The 21,794-nt window shown below is 68.3% G+C and carries 7 protein-coding genes; all 7 read left to right on the top strand.

The annotated features are described in order from the left end of the window. The first annotated feature begins 149 nt into the window (after window positions 1-149). The gene (locus tag ACFJIX_RS00655) at window positions 150-2,102 is read left to right on the top strand and encodes a C80 family cysteine peptidase (protein ID WP_377156977.1); all 1,953 of its coding nucleotides are present in this window, start codon (window positions 150-152) and stop codon (window positions 2,100-2,102) included. Next, window positions 2,071-12,681 carry a C80 family cysteine peptidase gene (locus ACFJIX_RS00650; RefSeq protein ID WP_377161513.1) on the top strand — a complete coding sequence of 3,537 codons (10,611 nt, stop codon included), beginning with the start codon at window positions 2,071-2,073 and terminating at the stop codon, window positions 12,679-12,681. The genes ACFJIX_RS00655 and ACFJIX_RS00650 overlap by 32 nt, the downstream gene beginning before the upstream one ends. Then, a complete protein-coding gene (locus ACFJIX_RS00645; protein WP_377156976.1) occupies window positions 12,615-17,306 on the top strand; it encodes a hypothetical protein in 4,692 nt (1,563 codons plus the stop codon). The genes ACFJIX_RS00650 and ACFJIX_RS00645 overlap by 67 nt, the downstream gene beginning before the upstream one ends. A gap of 75 nt (window positions 17,307-17,381) precedes the next feature. Next, window positions 17,382-18,272 carry a LysR substrate-binding domain-containing protein gene (locus ACFJIX_RS00640; protein WP_377156974.1) on the top strand — a complete coding sequence of 297 codons (891 nt, stop codon included), beginning with the start codon at window positions 17,382-17,384 and terminating at the stop codon, window positions 18,270-18,272. A gap of 207 nt (window positions 18,273-18,479) precedes the next feature. Then, a complete protein-coding gene (locus ACFJIX_RS00635; RefSeq protein ID WP_377156973.1) occupies window positions 18,480-19,676 on the top strand; it encodes a CaiB/BaiF CoA transferase family protein in 1,197 nt (398 codons plus the stop codon). A 115-nt stretch (window positions 19,677-19,791) separates the two neighbouring features. Further along, window positions 19,792-20,733, top strand: coding sequence for a hydroxymethylglutaryl-CoA lyase (locus ACFJIX_RS00630; protein WP_377161510.1), 942 nt, complete (start codon window positions 19,792-19,794; stop codon window positions 20,731-20,733). 61 nt (window positions 20,734-20,794) lie between these two features. Then, window positions 20,795-21,790, top strand: a complete 996-nt coding sequence (locus tag ACFJIX_RS00625; protein WP_377156972.1) for a Bug family tripartite tricarboxylate transporter substrate binding protein — start codon at window positions 20,795-20,797, stop codon at window positions 21,788-21,790. Window positions 21,791-21,794: the final 4 nt, after the last annotated feature.

The following is a 21,794-nucleotide window of genomic DNA, read 5'->3' as shown; positions in this document are numbered from 1 at the left end:
GGACGGAGGTTGTCACTGAGGCGCTGTTCAGATTTCCTGCGACAGCTTTCATGACTTCCCAAACGCACACCTCCGCTCCGTCCGCTGCTGCTCTCGACGCGCCGTCTCCCGTTCCCCAGCAGGAAGGCGCGACGGCGTGGACGCCACCGATGCGACGCCACCTCGGCCGCAAGACGGAAGCGTTGATCCGCGCGGCGGGCACGGAGCCGCATCGGCTCGAAGCCCGGGCGAACCAGGGTCTGCTCGACCTGCTCTCGCAGGATCTGGAGCGTGTGCTTCCGACGTTTGCGAGCGGCGGCGGCCTCGAATCGACGGCCGTCGATCGCTCGGTCGCCGCGCTCTGGAATGTCCTGACCCTCGATTCGGAGGTGAAGCCGGAGGCTTCGCCGGAGATCGCGACGCGGTCCGCCATGGCCGACATGACGTCGAGGTCGAAGTCGGACCCGTCGATCGTGGTGCAGATGGAAGCGCAGCTCCGCCAGGCGGGCGAAACCCTCGTCGAGGCGCTGCGCGACGTGGACCCACGCAAGCTGTACGACGCTTACCGGAAGGTCGAGTCGGCGTTCAAGATGACGCGCGGCAAGTTCAGGGATCGCGTGATGCTGCGAAGCGACGCTCCGGGATGGTTTGCGGCGGAACCTGAACTCGAGCTTCGCGGTCGAGCGGCACTGCAGGTCGGACGCGCGGTGAGACGGGACAAGGCCGCATGGCTCGTTGCCATGTCCGACGCGCTGGAGGTCGTGGCGACCGCCCCGGGCATCGATGGCGCGCGGCTGGCGTCGGCGCGCGTGATGGAGCAGGTGTTCAGGGCGGCCGTCCTGCGCGAGCCGTTCATGATCGACGCTGGCGCTGTCACGGCCATGGCCGCCTCGACGGCGGACGCGGACCGGTCCCGGCTCGATGCGCTGCGGTCGGTCTACCCGATGCTGCAACGGCTGGCCAAGCGCGGCCTGTCGAAGACCCCGCGCTTCGTCTCCGACTTCAACCGCCCGGAGTGGCGCGAACTGCCTGACAGCCGACTGATGTTCACCGACGCGGACCTCCTGGACGCGTTGTCGGCACCGTTGCCGCCGCCGCTGCCGATGAGACCGGATGCGCCGGTCGATCCGAAGGCACCCCTGCGCGCGTTCTGGGCCGATCAGGGGACCGTGTCGCAGAGGCTCGATCGCGCCAAGGGGCGCATCGTCGTTGAACGTGGCGCCACGGGGGGCATCGGCGCGTTCAAGTCGATCGTGCGATTCGATCCTCTGCCCGACAAGGCCTCCGCCGAAGCGCGCGCGAATCAGAATCGTCAGATCCGGCTGCTCGACGACTTCGTGCGAGCGCATTTCACGCCGGACATCGTCGATCCGTCGGTCGTCTTCCCTCCGGAGATGCAACTGGACGGAGACAGGATCCTGGCGGGAAAACTGGTCGTCGCCACCCGGACAGGGGGACGCTGGTCCGCCGATGCCGCCGCCATCAACCAGGCCCTCACCGTGCTGGCCTCGCACGATGTCGTCGGGTCCTTTGCAGACATGCAGTCGCGCGTGGCCCCGAGGCGTGCTTCTCAAGACCCAGCCGTGCCCCGTCTGCGCCTCATCCTGCAGCTGGAGCCGGACGGGCCCAGGGAGGTCGATATGCAGGGCACCGCCGCGGCCTTGATGGCGAAGCACCCGGGGGAGTCCGTCCACGTCCAGCTCAATCGCTCCCACGGTGTGCGGGTCGTGTCCGGCGAGGAACTCCTCGGCCGTCTGGCGAAGGACGGCACCGTCAAGCTGGAGATCGTCGGTCACGCCGGCCGGCAGGGGCGCGGGGCGCAGGCCGCGCTCTCCGGTTACTCGCCCAAGGCCCTGGCTCAACGGGTGCGCAAGGCACTCTGGGAGCTGCGACTGCCCGCCGGGTTGGTCGACCAGATCACCCTGGACACCTGCGTCCTTGCCACCCCGGTCCTCCCGCATGATTACGGCAGCGAGCTTCCTCCGTGCGGCGCACGGCGAGCGCCTGCTCAGCCCCGGCGTCACGACGCTGACCGCCTATGCCCACGCGCTCCGGGTGGCGACGGGCGGATCGCGCGAATTGCAGTCCTACATGGGCGGGCCGTACGAGACGCACGCCCCTGAAGGCACCTTCGTGTACGAGTTCGATCCGGCCACGCGGCAGGTCACCCGGCGCGACAAGTTCCCCCCCGACGTTGAACCGATCGGCGGACCGTCGATGCCGCCGGGCGATCGGACGGACGGCGCCGCCGACGAGGGGGCGCGCCGGCTCCCGGTCCTCAAGGACGACTGGGACGGGCTGCCTGATACCGGGGCGCGCTTCATGCACCGGACCAACCCGTACGACGACGGGCCGTCCGGCATCGAGGCGGAAGGGGCTTTGCTCCTGTTGACGCAGCGATGGAAGGCGTCGTGGGCGACCGAGGCGTCGTCCACCACGATCCCCCTCTGCCCACCGGAGCTTGTGGAGGCAGCCCGGCAGATCCTCGGACCGAAGCGGGACGTGACCCGCTCGGGGCCTTCGCATGCGCGGCTGCTGGAAGAGGCTTCTTCGGCGCTCGCGCGAGGGCTCTGGGAAGCTGATCCTGAACAACTCTATCGGGCGTACGACGTCATCCGGCAGATTGTCGGGAAGAGTCATCCGGAGACGTACGCCATCGGCACGACGTCCGAACAGTACGTCAACCTGCTGCCCGATGAGATGTTGAGCGGCACCGACGTGAGTGCCAAGGTGGATCCTGAATCCGTCAAATACGCGTTCTCATCGCACAAACCGAAGAGTGCGAAGCTGTCGAGCGTCACTGCCTTCTTCCTCCAGGCTGTACAGGCCATGAACGAACGGATCCGTGACTTGGCATCGTCGGGAGAGTTTCCGGCCGATGCTGCCGGACCCGGCGTGCGGGGGCAGCTGTCCCACCTGATCGAGGAGGTCCTCCGAGCCGCCATGGCCGGACACACGCTCAGGGTCAACGCGGAGACCATCGAGGCGCTGACCGGCTCCTCGGCACCCCGTGATCAGGCGCGTCTGGAGGCGTTCTGGAAGGTCTTTCCAGACGTGCAATGGGCAGCCGGGCAGGGCGCGTTGGCGCCGCCGGCGATCATGTCCTGGAAGGATGGCGCGGTGGTGTCCAGTGCCGCCGGACCCGCTGGCCAGCCGGTCCGGCGTGAGCCACCGGTCATCGACGATCGCGAGCCCTGGAAGATCTTTGCGATGCGCTCTTCCGAAGCAGATCAGATCCTGGATCGCGGCAAGGGGACGCTCACGCTCGAACTGACCGACGCGCGCGCACCGTATACCAAGACCATCCGGTTCGAGCCCTGGCAACCGGAGGACGGAGAGGCTGCGCGAAGGCGCCAGGACGAGACGCTCCGTTCGATGGAGGCGTTTGCCGTCGCTCACTTCGACGGTACCTGGAACCTGCCCGACCACCTTGTCATGGAGGCCGGACGCATCAGGGCCGGGCGCCTGACACTGGCCGAGCATGCCCCTGAGGGCTGGCGCCTCGATCGAGCGGCAGTCCGGGAAGCCATCTCCTCCTTCGGCACGTACTGGATCGAGGAGGAACCTGCGCTGTCGGAATGGTCGTTGCCCGGCAAGTCGCTGGGTGTCACGCGAACGGCAGGGATCCTGGACGAGTTGCGCATCGTCCTTCAGGTCCAGGCGGACGACGCCAGCCAGGCATTGGGCAACGCGCTGGCCGACAAGGCGCCCGCCTTCACGATCTGGATTCAGCGAGGCCCCTCCGGGGAGTCGCGCATCGTTCACGGCGAGGCGCTCGCGCAGCTGGTCGGACCCGAAACGTCCATCAAGCTGATGATCGCCGGTCACGGATTCCGGGTGTGGAACGACGGTGGAACCATCACCGTGGGCAACCACGGCCCGACGGAGTTGTCGCGACTGGCCACGGACACCTTGCGCGGGTACGGGATACACCGGCCGGCGGATCATGTCGTCCTGTTTTCCTGCGCTCTGGAATCCCTGGCAGCCGACACCGGCTTTGCCGAGCCGTTTCTTCGCAGTGCCTACGGCGACGGGCTGGTGACCCCCTCGGCGTCCGTGACCGCCTACAGGCACTTGATGTATGTCCCCGAGAGACACTGGCGGCGCACCTCGTCGCCGTTCAGGGGCGCGGAGAGACGCCATCGCGCGCCCGATGTGACGCTGATCTATCAGCGGCATGCGGAGACCGGAGAAATCACGGTCCGGGACAAGTATCCGGCGATGCCGGTCCAAACCTTGGCGCTGGGGCTGGGGCTGGGGCTGGGGCGGGGAGAGGTCGATGATCTTTCACCGGAACATCGGCGATCGGCCCTGTCGTTCGATGGTGCCGATGACGTCGGCGTCGCCCCGGAGCGAGCACGCGGGATTCCCCAGGCCGGGCAGGCCGGCAAGCTGTTCGAGCTGTTCTCGACGCTGAAGGGCACGTTGAAGAAGGTGCCGATCGACGCGATGGAGGGATTCCAGGCCGTGCTCCTCGGCGAGACGCCCGATGCGATCGCGACGGCGGTCCTGCGCCGCCTGGGGGACCTGGGCGCCGAGCAGCCGCAGGCGGACGCTGACCTCCTGCCGCGCGCCGCGCGGTTGATCGCCGACGGCCTCTGGCGACAGGACCCGGACCTGCTGCACGACGGGTTTGTCGCGCTCTCCCGTGCGTACGACCCTTTCCCGCAGGCGCCTCGTCACTGGCAGGTCGACGATCGCCCGATGGGTGTCATCGATCGAGGGCGGATGCCGTCGGCGCTGCTGTCGCGCTCCCCCAGGACCCTGGCACTCCCGATCGAGGAATTCGCGTTCATGGAAAGCGTGGACGCCGGCGTGCGCGCGCTGGACGGGGGGGCCGCCGGGACCGCGAACGATCCGGTCCGTCTTCAGCTGGGACGACAGACCTTGGCCTTGCTGCAGGCCACGTTGAGCGGACGGCCGTTCACGGTCGATGCGGATCACCTGGATGCCCTGGCCGCGTCCGGAGAGGCCGGTGATCGCGCGCGACTGCGCGTCCTCGAGATCGTGCACGGCACGTCGATGAAGCTCGCCCGCAAGGGCGTCATGCCGGCGCCGGTCTACCTGACGGATTTCGCGCGGGAGCCATCCGACGCCGGATGGGCGCGCCATGAGGACGGCAGTCGCGTCCATCACGGTGATCTCCTGCCGGACCTGCTGGCGGGGCGTCGAGCGCAGATCACGCGGGCGCGGACCAACGGCAGCGCCGACTTCGACGAGGTTCATCCGCTGTCCCGCCTGTTCGCGTTCATGCCGGACGCGAAGCAGCAGCTTGACCGGGGCGCGGGCACGATCACGATCGTCTGGCCCAGGACCCCGGAGGGACCGCAGGCCGATTCGGTGCTGCGGTTCGCGGCGGCCGATGCCATGCCCGGCTCGCACAGCCAGCGCGTTCAGGAGGCCGAGATCCGTGCCGTCGACGAGTTCCTCGTCGGCGCGTTCTTCGACTCGTCCGTGTCGTCGTTGAACGCCGTGCCCGGCGACTTGAGGTTCGACGGGGTCGCGCTGACCGCCGGCCGCGCCACGCTTGCCGGTCGGAAGGACGGCGGGTGGGTGCCGGTCCATGAAGCGCTCCGCCAACATTGGTCGGCCGTGGGGCACGGCGGAGGTTCGGCGGATCGATCGAAACCGGTGTCGTCGTGGGACTTCGATCTCCACGGCCTGCGCTGGCCGAAGGAAAGACTCCCCCGCGGAGGCGCTTCGAAGCTCCGCGTGCTGCTGCAGATGGAGGACGATCCGGTCATGCTCCGTTATGCGCGTCGGAGCATCGTCCGCCATCGGGATGAGATGGTCTGGATCCAGGTGGACAGCGCCGGCAACCACGTGATCCGGTGGGGAGAGCGCCTGCTGCGGCAGGCCGCCGCCGATCTCCCCGTCAAGATCGAGATCACAGGCCATGGACGACATGACCTGGCGACACGGTCGCAGGCCTTGTCGGGGTATCTCTCCACGACGCTGGTGGACAGGGTCGCCCAGGTGCTCGACCAGCTCCAGCTGAAGGGCCGGGCCGAACAGGTCACGCTGGTCTCCTGCGCGCTCGAGACGCCGTCGGTCCAGCACAGCTTTGGCGCCGAGTTCCTGGATCATGCGATCCGCCAGGGCGTGATCCGCCCGGACGCCGTACTGGTCTCGTACAGCGAGCACTTGAAGATGCACCTGGAGGCGGGCGAAGAGGCGCGGTCCCGGTTCACGCGACGGTATCCGGGCGCGGACGAGATGACCCGTGCGCCCGACGTGACCTGGGTCTTCAAGAAGAACCCCGGCACGGGCGAGATCGTCAGGACCGACAAGTACCCCGCCGGGGAGGGCGATTCCTACGGACTGGCCGCCATCCAGACCGTCGAGCCGTCCGAGGTCCGGGATCTTCGACCGGGCGCGGCCGGCAGGCTCTCCGAGCTGTTCTCCACGCTGACATCGACTCAAGCCAGGGGCGGCCTCATGACACTGACGGCCGGCGCTCCCGACGCCGTGGTCGAGAACACGCGGGCCAACCTGGCAGCGCTGTTCTCCCAACTGGACGACGACATCCCGGTCGGCGCCTTGCCCCCTGTGGCGAGGTTGATCGCCGACGGCGTCTGGCAGCGGGATCCAGAGAAGCTCCGCGCGGCCTACATCCAGCTGTCCGACATCGGCGATCCCCTTGGCCGGGATGTTGCGGAGCTGTCCTGGAGCGGCCTCCCGACGGGTCTGGTCGAACGGGCGCGGATGCCGTCGCAGTTGCTCCAGCGCTTCGACCCGTCGATGGACGTCCCGCTTCATGACGCGGCCCTGCTCTTCGGTTTGCAAAGCGCGGTGAGCGCCATGGACAGGCTCCCCCTCGAGACCCGGCCCGATCCCGTCGGGCGGTCCTATGCGCGGCAGACCCTGGCGCTCCTGGAGGTCATGCTGAGCGAACGCCCGTTCGCCGTCGATGCGGACGCCGTGATCCGGATGTCCCTGTCGGACGACGCGAATGACCACGCGGCACTGGACGTTCTGGACGTCGTGCACGGCACGGCGATGCAACTGGCCCGCAGCCATCTGCTGCAGACGCCGATCTATCTGAGTGACGCCCCGGCCCCGGCCCCGGCCCCGGGCGTGGGATGGACCTCGTATCCTGATGGCAGCCGGGTCCATCGCGGCGATCTGCTGGCCAGCCTGCTGCCACAACGGCAGGCGAGGATGGCCTCGCTGCAGACCCCGATCGATGTCGAGGTGGACGAGGCGACCCCGTTGGCGCGTCTGGCCCGGTTCATGCCCCAGGCGACACAGACGCTCGACCGGGCGGCGGGGACGATACGGATCGTCTGGCCCGGGATGAAGGACGGCCCGCAGGCCGATTCGCTGCTGAGGTTCAGGCCGTCCGATGCCGGGAGCGGCCTGGAAAGCCGACGGCTGCAGGACGCCGACCTGCGGATGCTCGATGAGTTCATCGTCGCCGAGTTCGGCCACTCGCCTGGCCTGGTGCGCAATGGCGTGCCCGGCGAACTGACGATCCATGAGGACCGGGTGACGGCGGGGCGGTCCGTGCTCGCCGAACGCAAGGAGGGGCAGTGGCGCTGGGACGTCCCGGCGCTGCAGGAGCTTCACGGAATTCTGGACCCACGGGAGTTGCCGATCAGGGCATTGGAGCCGGCCACGTCGTGGCGCCCCGCCGATGACGGCGCGCTGCCGGACATGCGCGCCGCCGGCGAAGGGGCCAGGCTGCTCGTCCACCTGCAGATGGAGGACGACCTCGTCATGTGGAAGGGCGCGCATCGGACCCTCCGCAGCCATCCCGACGAGACGGTGTGGATCCAGGTGGATCGGGCCGGCCATCACGTGATCCGGTACGGGAAGGACCTCCTGGAGCGGGCTGGCGCCGCCCTGCCCGTCAAGATCGAGATCAGCGGCCACGGCAGCCACGATCACGCCACGCGGACGCAGCAGTTGTCGGGCTACGGCGCCACGGCGCTGGCGGATCGGGTGGCCTCGGTGATCGAGGACATCGGGCTGACGTCGAGGGCAGGCAAGCTCACGCTCGTCTCTTGCGCGATCGAGACGCCGGTGCTGGCGGACAGCTTCGCCGACGCCTTCATGGCGGCCGCCATCGACAAGGGCATCCTTCGCAAGGACGCGACCATGGTGGCGTATGGCGAAGTGCTGACCCGCAAGCTCGAGCTCGAAGGGAAGGAGCCGTCCCGCAGGACTGTCAGGTATCCGGGGGCCGCGGCCACGAACCATGCGCGCGGCGTGACGTGGATGTTCAGGAAGGATCCCGACACGGGCCGGATCGAGCGGATCGACAAGTATCCGGACGGCGGGCCGGGGGCCGGGGCTGAGGCCGACGATGAGGACTCGGCGTGGAACCGCCTCGCGGAGCATCTGGACGACCGGCACGCGCGGACGCGGGAATCTGTGGCGGACGGACTTGCCGGACGCACGCTGCACGTGGACGGCATCGAGGTGCCGATGGACTTCCTGGCCACGCTGGGAGCGCAGATCGACGGCGAGCCTTTGACGCGAGATCTGCTGCGCGCGATCGCCGATGTGCCGGGCGATCCCGTGGCTCGCCTCAAGATCGATGCCGACCTCTTCGAGCAATGGGTCACGCTGCTGACCGACCGGCCCGACGCCGAGATCGCCGACCGGCTGCGCGCCATGGGCGAATGGATCGGCGCGCGGGAGAACCAGTCCGGCGCAGGATCGGCGTTCATCGACGAGCCCTCGCCAACGGCCCGTGAGATCGTGGACCGGTTGACGGCGGCAACCGCCCCCGACGCCGATGGGATCTTCTCGAACGATGCCGAGCTGCTCAAGGCAGCGCGCGGCGACGACGCCGCCCCCACCAGCCTGCTCGGCGACATCCTGCGGGGCCTGTCGCCGGAGACGCGCGCGGGCTTCGACGACTGGCTGGCAAGGACCGGTCAGCGCATCGACGACGTGGCGGGCATGGCGCCGCCGAGGGGCTCTCACGCGGCGGACACGCCCATCGAGAAAGTCGCCAGGGAGATCGGCCGACGAGCCATCAACGACGACGGCATCGATTTCAACAAGATGCAGGGCCTGAACAGGAGCAACTCGCTCGCCAGTCTCCAGGAGATCGGCGTGGTGATGGCCGACGGCAGCGGGCTGCGACTGGATGCAGGGCGGATTCAGGCGTTCATGGACAGCAGGGAACTGGTGAAGCTCGCCTATGCGGATCGGGCGTTGCACAAGCTTCCCGACAAGGCCTATCGCCTGCTGGTCGACTCGGCGCCGGACGGCGTCCGGCGCTTCATGACGGCAGCGCGTGAGCGGCCCTCGGCCAGCAGTCAATCCGTCGCGGCGTTCTCCGACAAGCTGGACGGCGCGGTCGACTTCATAGACACCATCCTGGGCATCTCACAGATCCTGGCGAACTGGGATCAGATGAGCCCGACCACGAAGGGGTTGAGCGTCACGCAGAGCCTGAGCATCGTCATCTCCCCGCTCGCGATGATGGCGGGCCGCGCGATGAGCACGCTGGGTCCGGTCGCGCGCTCCGGCGTGCTCCGCGGGATCAGCGCCGGGCTCGCGGGCGGCGTCGCCAATGTCGCGATGGCCGGTCTGGGCGTGGCGTCGTGCGTGCTGCAGTGGCAGGACTTCATCGCAAGCGGTCAGGCGTGGGACAGCCACGCCGGCAAGAGCCTCATCGCCAACACCGTCATGACGTCCGTCTCGGCCGCACTGGCGGTGACAGGCGCGGTGATCGGCACCGCGACCTTCGTGGCGGGCGGCGCCGCGGCCGTCTCCGGCACCGCGCTCGGCGTGGCGTCGAGCATCATGGGCAGCGTGGCGGCGCCATTGGCGTTGGCCATGTTCGTTGCCAACGCGCTGACGCAGGCGGTCCTCTGGTTCGACGAGTTCGGCCAGCATCTCCGCGCATCGACCAGCGACGGTGACATCGCGCTGGCCTTCTTCGCGAAGGCCTTCGGATTCTCGACCGAAGTCACCATGCGCGCCGAGAAGGAAAAGAGCGCCTGGTTGAATGCGGTCAGCCTGGAACGGTCGATCGAGGCTCAGCAGCAGGAGCTCCTGGAGTTCCGGGTCGAACAGCTGTCCAAGCAGGGTTACGACCGCTTCGTCGTCCCGAAGATCCAGGCAGGCGCCAGGCCAGCGACCTTCAGGAATGAGACTGCGGACCGCACGGAAGATGATCACTACAGCTACGTGCTGCAGCCGACGCGCACGTCGGCACTGGATGTGCTCAGGATCGTCCGCGATCGCCAGCGTGCGGATCTTCAGCCTGGAACCGCGTGGCTCTCGTTGAGAAGCTACCCCCGCTACCACCGTCAGATGTACAACATCGACACGCGGAACGAGCGATCCCGCCAACTGTTCGAACTCGAGGGCGTCAGGGATGGATCTGTCCACGGCGGTCCGGGGGACGAGATCTACCAGATCGATGGGAAGACCGCAGTCGACATCTTCGGCGGCGGCGGTGACGACGAGGTTCGAATCGACGCCGGACAGTCCAATCTGACGATCGAGTTCACGCCCTTCGCCCACAAGCGAGCGGCCGCCCATCCGCCTCTGTCCCCAGAGTTTCCGTTCGATCCCGCGGGATCGGATCCCGGCTTCCGCGTGCATTTCGACCACAACAATGTCTTTCAGCCGAGCAGGGTCGTCGGGGTTCATCGGATCAACATCCGGAATGCGAAGAAGGCCGAAGTCTTCGGCTCGGAGAAGGACGAACGCTTCGACATCTCGTCCGAGGACGGGGAGATCCGAGGGCTGGGGGGACGCAACACCTATCTGATCCGCAACGACAACCGGATCTTCGTCACGTCCAATGACGCGGCCGTGTGGACGCGCGGGGTCAGCGGCGCGAGCGTCGACGTGGGTGGCGACGCCACCTCCAGCCTGCTGCTCAAGATCGACGTGCTGCACGAGGCGCTGTCCTTGCGCCGCGACGGACAGGATCTGGTCGTGCTCATCGGCGAGGAGTCGCTGACGCTGAAGCGCCACTTCGACGGGCTCGAGCCGTCGCGCGGCGTCTCCGCGCCGGCGGTGGTGTTCGTCGATGCGGTCGGGACGGTCGTCTCCCTGATCAATCCCGGGGTGATCGGGGACAAGGCCGTTCCGTTGACGGAGCTCGACAAGCACCTCGTGATCAACACGGAGCTTCCCGACTCCCGAAGGACGCTCTCCGGCGACGGGGCGTACAACCGTTTCCAACTTTCTTCCGGGGGGGGCGACGTCCGCGTGATGCCGATGACGGGGATGCCGATGGACCTTTCCCTGGACGTTCCCGTCGAGCGCCTTCGCCTGTGCGCGGAAGGTGACGACCTGCTCATCGTCGAGACGCCGCCGGCCGACGCCAAGACCGACTTCGCCCCGTTGCGCTTGCGGCTGTCGGGGCAGCGGAACGTCGCCGCGCCAGCGAGCGCGGTCGGCATCATGGTGTGGGCGAAGGACAAGAACCATGCGCCCGTCGCCCTGGTCCTGCCGGAACCCGGCCGATCGGCCGATGGGCCGGTTCGCGTCCGTGCCTCGCTCAAGGCCGCCAGCGTGGGTGACAAGGGCTCGCAGCCTGGCCCCGCGTCCGGGATGCCCGCTCCGGCCTCGATCCCGGGCCACGGCACGGAAAAGGAAGACAGGATCGATGCCCGGCAATTCCCGGACGACACCGTCCTGCGGGGCGGCGGTGGTGCGGACACCTACCGGATCCGCGCCGGGCAATCGCTCGTCATCGACAACGCCGCGATGGATCCGGCGCAGGACGTCCTGTTGATCGAGGACATCGGCGCACGCGAATTCCTGGAGGGCGTCCGCTTCTCACGTTCGGGCGGAGATCTCGAGATCCACGTGGCCGGTGGCAAGGTCACCGTCCGCAACCACGCGACCTCGCCGCGCGCGCGCCACCTCTCGCTGGAGGTGGCTGGCAGGCGCTATGCGTTGCCTGTCATGCAGGGCGGGTTCATGGTGCATCTGGCTGCCGGCACGGAAGGGGACGTGCTGGCCACGGCGCCCGGCGCGCATCTGGTCCTGTTCGACCCGAAAGAGCGCTGGGACCTCTCGGCGGCACCGCGAAAGGTGTGGATGCATCAGTCCGTCGAATGGCGCAGGCACGGAGCGAGCGAGGAGGGCCGCAGCACCGGCGACCACCCGGCGACGGTCCTGCTGATGGACTACCACCGCGATCCCGCGGCCTGGCAGGTGTCGACGCTGGCTGGCCTGGAGGTCTCCCATCTCCGCGCCTCCGAGACGCAGCTCGACGCCGTTTCCAAAGGCGTCGCGGACATTGCCGCCGCGATCCGTGCCGACGGATCCCGCCGCCATCCGCAGGTCGACGTCGTGGCCTATCTGAAGGCGCGGGGAATGCCGGAGCCCGTCGCCACGCAGATCCGCAGCAGCACCACGGACGAATTGCGGCGATTGCATGCGCTGCTGACCGTCTTGATCGATGAGGGGACGTGGTCACTGCCCGCAGCCTTCATCGACGACTACGTGGCGAGCGATCTGACGCCGTCCGATCGCCAGGCGCCGATGCTCAGGCAGCTCGCTTCACGCCGTGCGCCCTGGGCGTACGACGAGCGGATCCTGCGTCGCGATCTCTCCATGGCGCAATTCGAGGCTTTTGAGTCCTGGGCCATCGCCCGCTTCCAGAGCCAGCGGGGGACGACGCGCTCGAGGCGCTGGACGACTTCATCCGCATGCTGGATGGCGAGAAGCCGTCGACACCTTTCGCGCTGCCATTGCTCGCGAAGGTCCTGGCACTGAAAGGACGTCCGCCTGCCGTGGTGCACGAGCTGGCACTCGCCATGCTCGCCGCGGACACCATGGATGACCAGTGGACGGCAGGCATGCTGCAGGCGGGTGTCGTCCACCACGGCGCCTTGTCCCGCCTGCGGGAGGCGGGCGTGTCGCCGCAGGACGTGGCGCTGGGCAATGCGAACCGTCGACGCTACGAAGGGTCGGCCGACCGCTCGGGACTGGTCAGCGTCGAGGCCTCGGAGGCGTTCGGGGAGCCGATCATCACCGCCTACCGGTATGTGTCGAAGTACTTCCTCAAGCTCAACGATGCCGGTGACGACTTCAGCGTGAAGGACAGCGAGAGCACGTGGCAAAAAGGAGTCGCGTACGACCTCCGTCCCGGCGCACTCGTCGGTGAGGGCGGGGACGTGCCGAAAGAGCATCCCGACGAGCTGATCGCCAGGCATGACGCAGCCATTCGAGTGCGGGATGCCATACGGAGCAGGCTGACGTACTCGGGCGCTCACAGTCCGGGCCCTTCGCTACCCATCGTTCCCGCATTGCCCGAACTGGTCGTCCTGTACAAGAAGGGTCTTGTCGCTGTCGAGGAATATGAAGCCGGGGGCGCCTGGGACGGCCGCTCCCAGCCTCAGAACCTCGTCGACGGCTTTGAAGGGGCTGACGAGGTCGTCGCGTGGCGACCGGCCACATCGAATCCTTCGCCGAAGGAAGGCAAGCCGAAGCCGGACATCTCGGTGGATCCCGAGAAGTTCATCCAGTTCGACTTTGCACATCCCATTGCGTTGAAAGGCTTGACGCTGACGCACGCTTCATCATCGTCGTCCCCAGAGCTTTCGCAGGACCAGCGCAATTCACTGTCCGAGTGGAAGGTGGAGGCGAGGCGCAAGGACGGCGCGTGGATGGACGTCTCCATGCCGTGGACCATTCGCGGCGTGGAGCACGGCAGGAACGAGTTCGGGCTGATCGACACGAAAGGCATTCCCTACCGCCATTACCGCCTCACTGGCGTCAGCGGCGTATTCCCGAAGGAAGCCTGGTTCAGCGAGGTCACCTTCACCACCGTCGAAGCCGGCGCGAGCCCGCGTCCCGCCGTCAATGCGCTGCAAGGCGCCGGATTCGGCGACGAGGAGATCCGGTCCTTGTTCCTGCTTGGCTTGCGTGAGGAGGCGCAGATCAAGCGGGCGATCGACCTGCGGCGCCACTTCGGCCCGCTGCCGCTGGCTGTCCTCATGGACGACGTGCAAGGTCATGATTCGCTGGGTGAGGAGGAGATCAGGATATTGAACGAGCTGAGGTCCCACTGGAGCGATCAGCGTCTGCGGTCTTCCGAGACGCTGCTCGAAGTGGTCCGCCTCCGCGCCGCCGGCCGGCACATCGATCGGCTCAATGCCCAGTTGCCGTTCTTCGACCCCGGCTCGGTCGAGGACGATGAACACCGTCAATTCGTGGCGCAGATCCAGGCGGCACTGAACGCCAGGCGCGATCCGTCCGCGCAGGTGGACGAACAGGAGGGCGACCAGGACGCGACCGCCGATCCGGCGATCATTCCCTTCGGCCCCGTGTTTGCCAGGCATCTTGTGGACAGGCTGCGCGACAGGCTTCTGGCGCGCCACGAAGAGGCGAAGGCCATGCGCGTCACCGCGCCGTGGTATCTCCACCTGACCGCGCTGGAGGCCGCAGCCTTCGATCGGACGCTCCACCTGCGGGTGCGGCCAGGGACGTCGCAGCAGGAGGCGGCCCTCCGTTCCGTGATCGAGGACGCCCTGCCTCGGCTGCAGATTGCCTTGGACCATGGCCTGCTCGATGTGGTGTTCGTTTCGTCGATGCCTCCGGTGGGCGAGGCGGCGCCCTGGGCGCCGCTGGGGCCGAACGGGAAGGCCTTGCACCTCTCGCCGGGTGTCGACCTCGTCGCCGAGCACCGCGAGGCTCAGGCCGGCCAGCCCATCCCGCGCCTGCTGGCCGGCGGCTTCACCGGGGAAGAGGCGAAGGCATTGTTCGAGCGCGGCGTCCAGACGCTGGAACAGGTGACCCGTGCGATCGACTTGCGCAAGCTCTTCGACGGCCTGTCCTGGAAGCTCGTCGCCGAGAACGTGCTGGAGCAGCAACCCTTCGACGACGGACAGCTCAAGCTTGCGCATTACCTGAGCTCGTTACCCTGGTGGAGGCGCCGCCCGCAGGCCAGCTCCGCGGCCGTCCGCCACGGTCTCGCGCCAGCCCAGCGCACCGGTCTGATCGACGGACTCCTGCCGGACAACGGCCATCCGTTGATCGAGATGAGCATGCTTCAATCCTTGGTGTCGAAGGTGCGCACGTGGCTGCATGCGGCCCAGGATTCCGATCCCCAGGGTGTCCACGCCTCCGCGAACATCACGATCGCGCTGCGTCTGATCCAGGCGGCGGGCGGCATGAACCGGGCGTTGCAGGACGCCATCGAGCTTGCCGCCAAGAGCGGACTGCGCGTTGCCGGTCAGTCGACGGTGGGCGATTCTTCCGCCTGGGACCCGCAGGCGCTGCGCGGCTTCGCATCGCTGGCTCCGCCGGAAGACGGTGCGCAGACGGTCACCTTCGATGCGCCGCTTTACATCGTCCTCTTCACCTACGAGCGACTTCTCCATACGCTGGACTACGAGCTTCGGAGGATGGGGCATCACGAGGCGGACGTGGCTGAAGCCCTCCGACCGAAATATCTGGATCTGGCCGTGCTCCGCGCCGCCGTCGGCGGACAGCAGCTCCGGCTGCATGTGCCGCCGGGGGAGTCGCCGCGGGAGCAGGCGTTCATGGCCCTGATCGAGGCGAGGCTGCCCGCGCTTCAGAAGGCGGGAGAGCTCGATCTCCTCGACGTCGCGATCGCCTCGCCGATGCCCGTCGTCGATCTGCTCAGTCCGTGGACGACTCAGGTGGTGGACGGCAAGACCTGGTACCTGTCATCGGCGGGGGCTCTGGAAGCAGCCTGGCGCTCAGGCAAGGTCAGTCAGGCGATCCCGGTGCTGATGGATGGCGGATTCGACGCGGAGGATGCGAGGAAACTGTACGACCTGAATGTCCGGACGGAGGAGCGCGTGACGCGTGCGATCCTGCTGCGCAAGCACTTCGGCGCACTGCCGGTTGCGCTGGTCGCCAGCGACACGCCCGAGCCGACCCAGCAGATGCCCGAGCATCTGGAGCAGGCCCTCGGCCCGCACCCCCTGCGTCTGGCGGCATTGCGCGCAGCCGTCGGCAGGCAGCCGCTGCGTCTGCAAGTGCCCGCGACCGGCTCGCCCGAGGATCGGTTGGACCGGCGCCTGATCGAGGCCGCGCTCCCTTTCCTGGAGCAGGTCAGGCGCGACGGCATCCTGGATGTCGCGATCGTTTCGTCGAGGCCGCCTGTCGGTCGGGAAGACGGCTGGACGTCGCAGGACGTGGGAGGCAAGACCTTGCGTGTCTCGTCGAAGCAGCCTCTGGAAGCCGCCTGGCGCGAAGGTCTGCTCGGCCACCCGTTCCATCGTCTGGTGGCCGCGGGCTATGGCGAGGACGACGCGCAGGCGCTGCATGACGGCGGCATCCAGACGGCAGAGCAGGTCGACCGTGCGGTTCAGTTGCACGGCTTCTTCGGCGATCTGTCGCCGGAGGTCGTCTTGCAGGACGTCCTCGTCAATCCGCCCTTCAGCCTGCTGGAAACCGAGCTTGGCTCGCGCTTGGGCAGGCTGTTGCGGCATCTCGGGATGGATGCGCTCGGCCTCGTCCGGGGCGGACTGAAAGGAACCGCACCGATGATCCAGATGAGCGACGCAAGGAGGTTGAGGAGTCTTCTCAACTTCGATGATGAGATCGCACGCGCTTATGCGGCAAGGTTTCTCGAGTGGCTCTCGGAAACGCAGGGCCCGGAGTGGTCTTCGGACGCCACCGCCGTCACTGCGCTCGCGGGTGCCATGGGCTGGGCGGCAAGCGGGAACTGGCGGGCATTGGCCAATGCGCTCGGCCTCGCCCGAGGGCTGGGCCTGCTGCATCATGGCCAGGCCCAAGTGGTCGACGCCGACGACTGGATGCCGGCGTTCATCGGTCGCCATGCTCGGCTCGTCCGTCCGGATGAGGGGGAACAGGCCCCCACCATGGCGGCACCGGATTACGTCGTCCTCCAAGGTCTCAAGCGTCTCCTCGATGCGGTCCGTTCCGAGCACATCAGGCTGCGTGCGTCCTCGGGCGCCGGTGTGGTGCTGGACACGTCCTATCTCCACCTTCAGGCACTGCGCGCCGTCGCGACAGGGCAGCGCATCGAACTGGGCTCGCCGGAGGGCCGTTCCTATCGGGACACCGAGCTTCAGAACTCGTTGAACGACTTGCGGCGTTCACTGGAGGAATCCCGGTCGCTGGGATTTGTCCGAGCCGACATCCTGTTCGAGGTCGCGACTCCGGAGACGGACGAGCCGTCCGTCCCCGATGCACCTGACGCTCAAGCTCAGGACGGGGACAGCACGCACGGTGCGGAGGATGCGGCGTCGGACCGGGCCCATGGCGGCGACTCCGCGCGCCAGGCCAACCTGCTCAAGCAGGCGATGTCGTCGCACCAGGAGGCCGACTTCGGCGGGACCTCATCCTTCGGGGTGCCTCGGATGCCGTCACCGCAGGCGCTGCTGTCCGCGCAGACGACCTGACGCAGCGACTGTCGGGCGGTGAACCGACGCGCCGTCGCCCTCGCGGCGGCGGCGCGGACCGATACTTCGTCCGCCATGAACCTGCATCGCGTCGATCTCGTCTCGCTGTCGCTCTTCAGCCTGGTGGCCCGCACGGGCAGCATCAGCAAGGGGGCGGCGCTGGCCGCGCTGGCGGTCGGCGCGGCGAGCAAGCGCCTGAGCGACCTGGAGCATTCGCTCGGGACGACGCTGCTGGAGCGGCATTCGCGCGGCGTCACGCTGACGGCCGCGGGTCTGGCGCTGCAGCAGCACGCGCAGCGCATCCTCAGCGACGTGGACCAGATGACGGCCGACCTGTCCGACTACGCGTCGGGCCTGACCGGCGTCGTGCGGCTTTGGGCCAACACCTCGGCGGTGACGCAGTTCCTGCCGGCCCAGGTGTCGGCCTTCGTGCGCGACAACCCGCGCATCCGGATCGAGCTCGAGGAAGCCGACAGCCACGAGATCGTGGTCGCAGTGCTGGACGGCCGCGCGGACCTCGGCATCTTCGCGGATCGCACGCCGGCGCTGGGCCTGCACGTCCTGAACTACCGGCACGACCGGCTGGTGCTGGTCGCGCCGGCGGGGCATCCGCTGACGAAACGCAAGACCGTGCGGTGGGAGCAGGCCGTCGAACACGACTTCGTCACCTTGGCGAAGGCGACCTCCTTGCAGAAGCGCCTGGAGATGGAGACCGAGAAACTCGGCCGGCGCCTGAAGAACCGCATCCAGGTGCGCAGCTTCGACGCGATGTGCCGCATGGTCGCCGCGGGCATGGGCATCGCCGTGCTGCCCGACGTGGCGGTCGAGCCGCTGCTCAAGCCGCTGAACCTGCGGCGCGTCGGGCTCGACGAGGACTGGTCCGACCGCACGCTGCTCATCGGCGTGCGCGACCTCGATGCGCTGCCAAGGCATGTGCGGGTGTTCATCGATCATCTGTGTTTTTGATCGCGGCCCGCTGTGAACGCGGCCCGGCGCGCTTTTTACTTCCTCTCTCGCAAGCGGGAGAGGGAGTCCGGTCGGATCCCGCCCACCTGACCTAGTGGCAACCCCACCCCGCTTTCGCGATCCGTGAAAGCTGGCGCCGCCACTCCGTCATTCCCACCGGAGGCGGACCTTCCCAGAATCCGTCTCCATAAACAGGAGACATCGAGCATGGAAGGTCTGCAGGCCCTGCACGGGTTGCGCATCGTCGAGATGGGGCAACTGATCGCCGGCCCGTTCGCCGGCAAGACGCTCGGCGACTTCGGCGCCGACGTCGTGAAGATCGAGGCGCCCGGCAGCGGCGACCCGCTGCGCAACTGGCGCATGATCCAGGACGGCACCTCCGTGTGGTGGCAGGTCCAGTCCCGCAACAAGCGCTCGATCGCGCTCGACCTCCGTCAGAAGGACGGCCAGGACATCGCCCGGCAACTGATCGCCGAAGCCGATGTGCTGATCGAGAACTTCCGCCCCGGCACGCTCGAGGGCTGGGGCATGTCCTACGAGGAACTCGCGAAGACCAACCCCGGCCTGATCATGCTGCGCATCAGCGGCTACGGTCAGACGGGGCCGTATCGCGACCTGCCGGGCTTCGGCGTGATCGGCGAAGCGATGGGTGGCCTGCGCCACCTGACCGGCGAACCCGGCCGCGTGCCCGTGCGCTGCGGCATCTCCATCGGCGACACGCTCGCCGCGCTGCACGGCACGATCGGCGTGCTGACCGCGCTCTACCACCGCAAGGTCAACGGCGGACGTGGCCAGGTCATCGACGTCGCGCTCACCGAAGCCGTGCTCAACGTGATGGAGAGCCTGGTTCCGGAGTACAGCGCCTTCGGCGCCGTGCGCGGTCCCGCCGGCTCGGCGTTGCCCGGCATCGCGCCGTCGAATGCCTATCCCTGCGCGGACGGCGTCGTGCTGATCGCGGGGAACGGCGATTCGATCTTCAAGCGGCTGATGCAGGTGATCGGCCGCGAGGACCTCGCCAACGACGAGGCGCTGGCTAACAACGCCGGCCGCGTGGCCCGCGTCGATGAGATCGACGCCGCCATCGGCGCCTGGGCCGCGACGCGCAGCGTCGACGACGTGCTGGCGCCGCTCGCCGAGGCCAGCGTGCCCGCCGGGCGCGTGTACACGGCCAAGGACATCGTCGAGGACCCGCACTTCCGCGCCCGCGACATGATCATCAAACAGCAGACGCGCGACGGCCATGAGCTCGACGTGCCGGGCATCGTGCCCAAGCTGATGGGCACGCCGGGGGCGGTGCGCCGCGCCGCGCCGCGCCTGGGCGGCGACACCGACGAGGTGCTGCGCGAGATCGGCCTCACCGCCGAACAGATCGCCGCGCTCCGTGATCGCAAGATCGTTTCCTGAAGGCCACGCGATGACTGCTTCCTCTTCCCCTTCCTCTGCTGCTTTCTCCGCTGCCACCGGCGCGGCAGCCCGCGCGCCGTCCGATGTCTGGACCGGCGCGGGCCGCCGCATCTTCATGCAGGACGTCGGCACCCGCGACGGCCTGCAGGCGGAGACGACCTTCGTGCCGACGGCCGAGAAGATCGCGCTGGTCGATGCGCTGTCCGACGCCGGCCTGGCCAAGGTGGAGGTGACGGCCTTCGTCTCCCCGAAGGCGATCCCCGTGCTGGCCGACGCGTCCGAGGTGATGGCCGGCATCGTCCGCAAGCCGGGCGTGATCTACACGGTGCTGGTCCCCAACGTCCGCGGCGCCGAACGCGCGATCGAGGCCCGGGCCGACGAACTCAACCTGGTGATGTCCGCCAGCGAGAGCCACAACCTGTCCAACCTGCGGATGACGCGCGAGCAGTCCTTCGCCGGCCTGGCCGAGGTCGCCGCGATGGCGCACCAGGCCGGCATCGCGGTGAACGTGTCGCTGTCGTGCTCGTTCGGCTGCCCGATGGAAGGCGACGTGCCCTTCGACACCGTGCTCGGCTGGTGCGGCCACTTCCTGGACGACCTCGGCGCGCGCGGCGTGACGCTGTGCGACACCACCGGCATGGCCTATCCGACGCAGGTCGTCGCGCTGGTGCGCGCCTTCCGCGAGCGCTGGCCCGAGGCCCAGCTCACGCTGCACTTCCACAACACGCGCGGCATGGGCCTGGCGAACGTGATCGCGGCGATCGACGCCGGCGCGGACCGCTTCGATGCGTCGCTCGGCGGCATCGGCGGTTGCCCGTATGCGCCCGGCGCGACCGGCAACGTCTGCACCGAGGAGATCGTCCATGCGCTGCAGTGCATGGGCTGCGACACCGGCGTGGACCTCGAACGCCTGATCGCCGCGGCCAAGCGCCTGCCGCCACTGATCGGCCACGCGGTGCCGAGCCAGATCGTCAGCGCCGGCCGCCGGCTGGACCTGCATCCGCGGCCGCGCGACTTCGACGCGATCCGCGAACGCGCGCTGGCCCGCGACGCCTAAATTTTTTCCGCTTCACCCCCAACGACAACGCCGCCACGAGCGGCTTCCGGGAGACAAGACCATGAACCGAATCCGCCGCCGCCTCGTCGTGGCCGCTCCCGCCTTCGCGCTGCTCGCGATCGCCGCTGCTGCGTTGGCACCGATGACCGCCGCGCACGCGCAGGCCTATCCGAACAAACCCATCACGATGCTGGTCGGCGCCGCGCCCGGCGGCACCACGGACATCGCCGCGCGCATGCTGGCCGAGCCGCTGGGCAAGGCGCTGGGCCAGACCGTCGTGGTGGACAACCGCTCCGGCGCCAGCGGCGCGCTGGCCGCCGTCGCCACCAAGCGCGCGGAGCCGGACGGCTACACGATCCTGATGCAGTACTCCGGGTATCACGTGATCACGCCGCACATCCAGAAGGGCGCGTGGGAGCTGAAGGACCTGCGCCCGGTGGCCAACGTGCTGACCGCGCCGCAGCTGATCGTGCTGCGCGAGGGCGTGCCCGCGAAGACGACGGCCGAGCTGATCGCCTATGCGAAGAAGAACCCCGGCAAGCTGTCGTTCGCGTCCTCGGGCAACGGCTCGCTGCAGCACGTCACCGGCGTGATGCTGGAGCAGCAGGCCGGCATCCAGATGATCCACGTCCCGTACAAGGGCACGGGGCCGGCGCTGCAGGATCTGCTGGGCGGCCAGGTCGACCTGACCTTCGGCACGCCGCCGCCGTTCATGCCCTTCATCGCGGCGGGCAAGCTGCGTGCGGTCGCGGTGACGGGCAAGGAGCGCCTGTCCTCGCTGCCGGATGTGCCGACCGCCGCGCAGGCGGGGCTGCCCAACCTGGATGCGGGATCGTGGTTCGCGGTGTTCGCGCCGGTCAAGACGCCGCAGGCGGTGGTGGACCGCTTGACCAGCGAGATCCAGAAGATCATGGCCACGCCCGAGTTCAAGAAGAAGGCCGCCGAGCTCGGCGCTACCGCGGATTACATGAACCCGCAGCAGCTGCAGGCGCATTCGGACGCGGAGTTCCTGCGCTGGGGCAAGGTGATCTCGTCCGCCAAGATCCAGGCGGACTGATCCC

The organism is Roseateles sp. UC29_93, assembly GCF_042695725.1.
In the GTDB taxonomy this organism is placed as follows: domain Bacteria; phylum Pseudomonadota; class Gammaproteobacteria; order Burkholderiales; family Burkholderiaceae_C; genus Roseateles; species Roseateles noduli_A.
This window is presented reverse-complemented; position numbering and strand designations above follow the sequence as displayed.

Bases quoted from the DNA above. Each gene is read 5' to 3' on its own strand.
- ACFJIX_RS00645 (WP_377156976.1), top strand. From the start codon at position 12,615: ATGCTGGATGGCGAGAAGCCGTCGACACCTTTCGCGCTGCCATTGCTC.
- ACFJIX_RS00630 (WP_377161510.1), top strand. From the start codon at position 19,792: ATGCAGGACGTCGGCACCCGCGACGGCCTGCAGGCGGAGACGACCTTC.
- ACFJIX_RS00640 (WP_377156974.1), top strand. From the start codon at position 17,382: ATGAACCTGCATCGCGTCGATCTCGTCTCGCTGTCGCTCTTCAGCCTG.
- ACFJIX_RS00650 (WP_377161513.1), top strand. From the start codon at position 2,071: ATGGGCGGGCCGTACGAGACGCACGCCCCTGAAGGCACCTTCGTGTAC.
- ACFJIX_RS00655 (WP_377156977.1), top strand. From the start codon at position 150: ATGCGACGCCACCTCGGCCGCAAGACGGAAGCGTTGATCCGCGCGGCG.
- ACFJIX_RS00635 (WP_377156973.1), top strand. From the start codon at position 18,480: ATGGAAGGTCTGCAGGCCCTGCACGGGTTGCGCATCGTCGAGATGGGG.
- ACFJIX_RS00625 (WP_377156972.1), top strand. From the start codon at position 20,795: ATGAACCGAATCCGCCGCCGCCTCGTCGTGGCCGCTCCCGCCTTCGCG.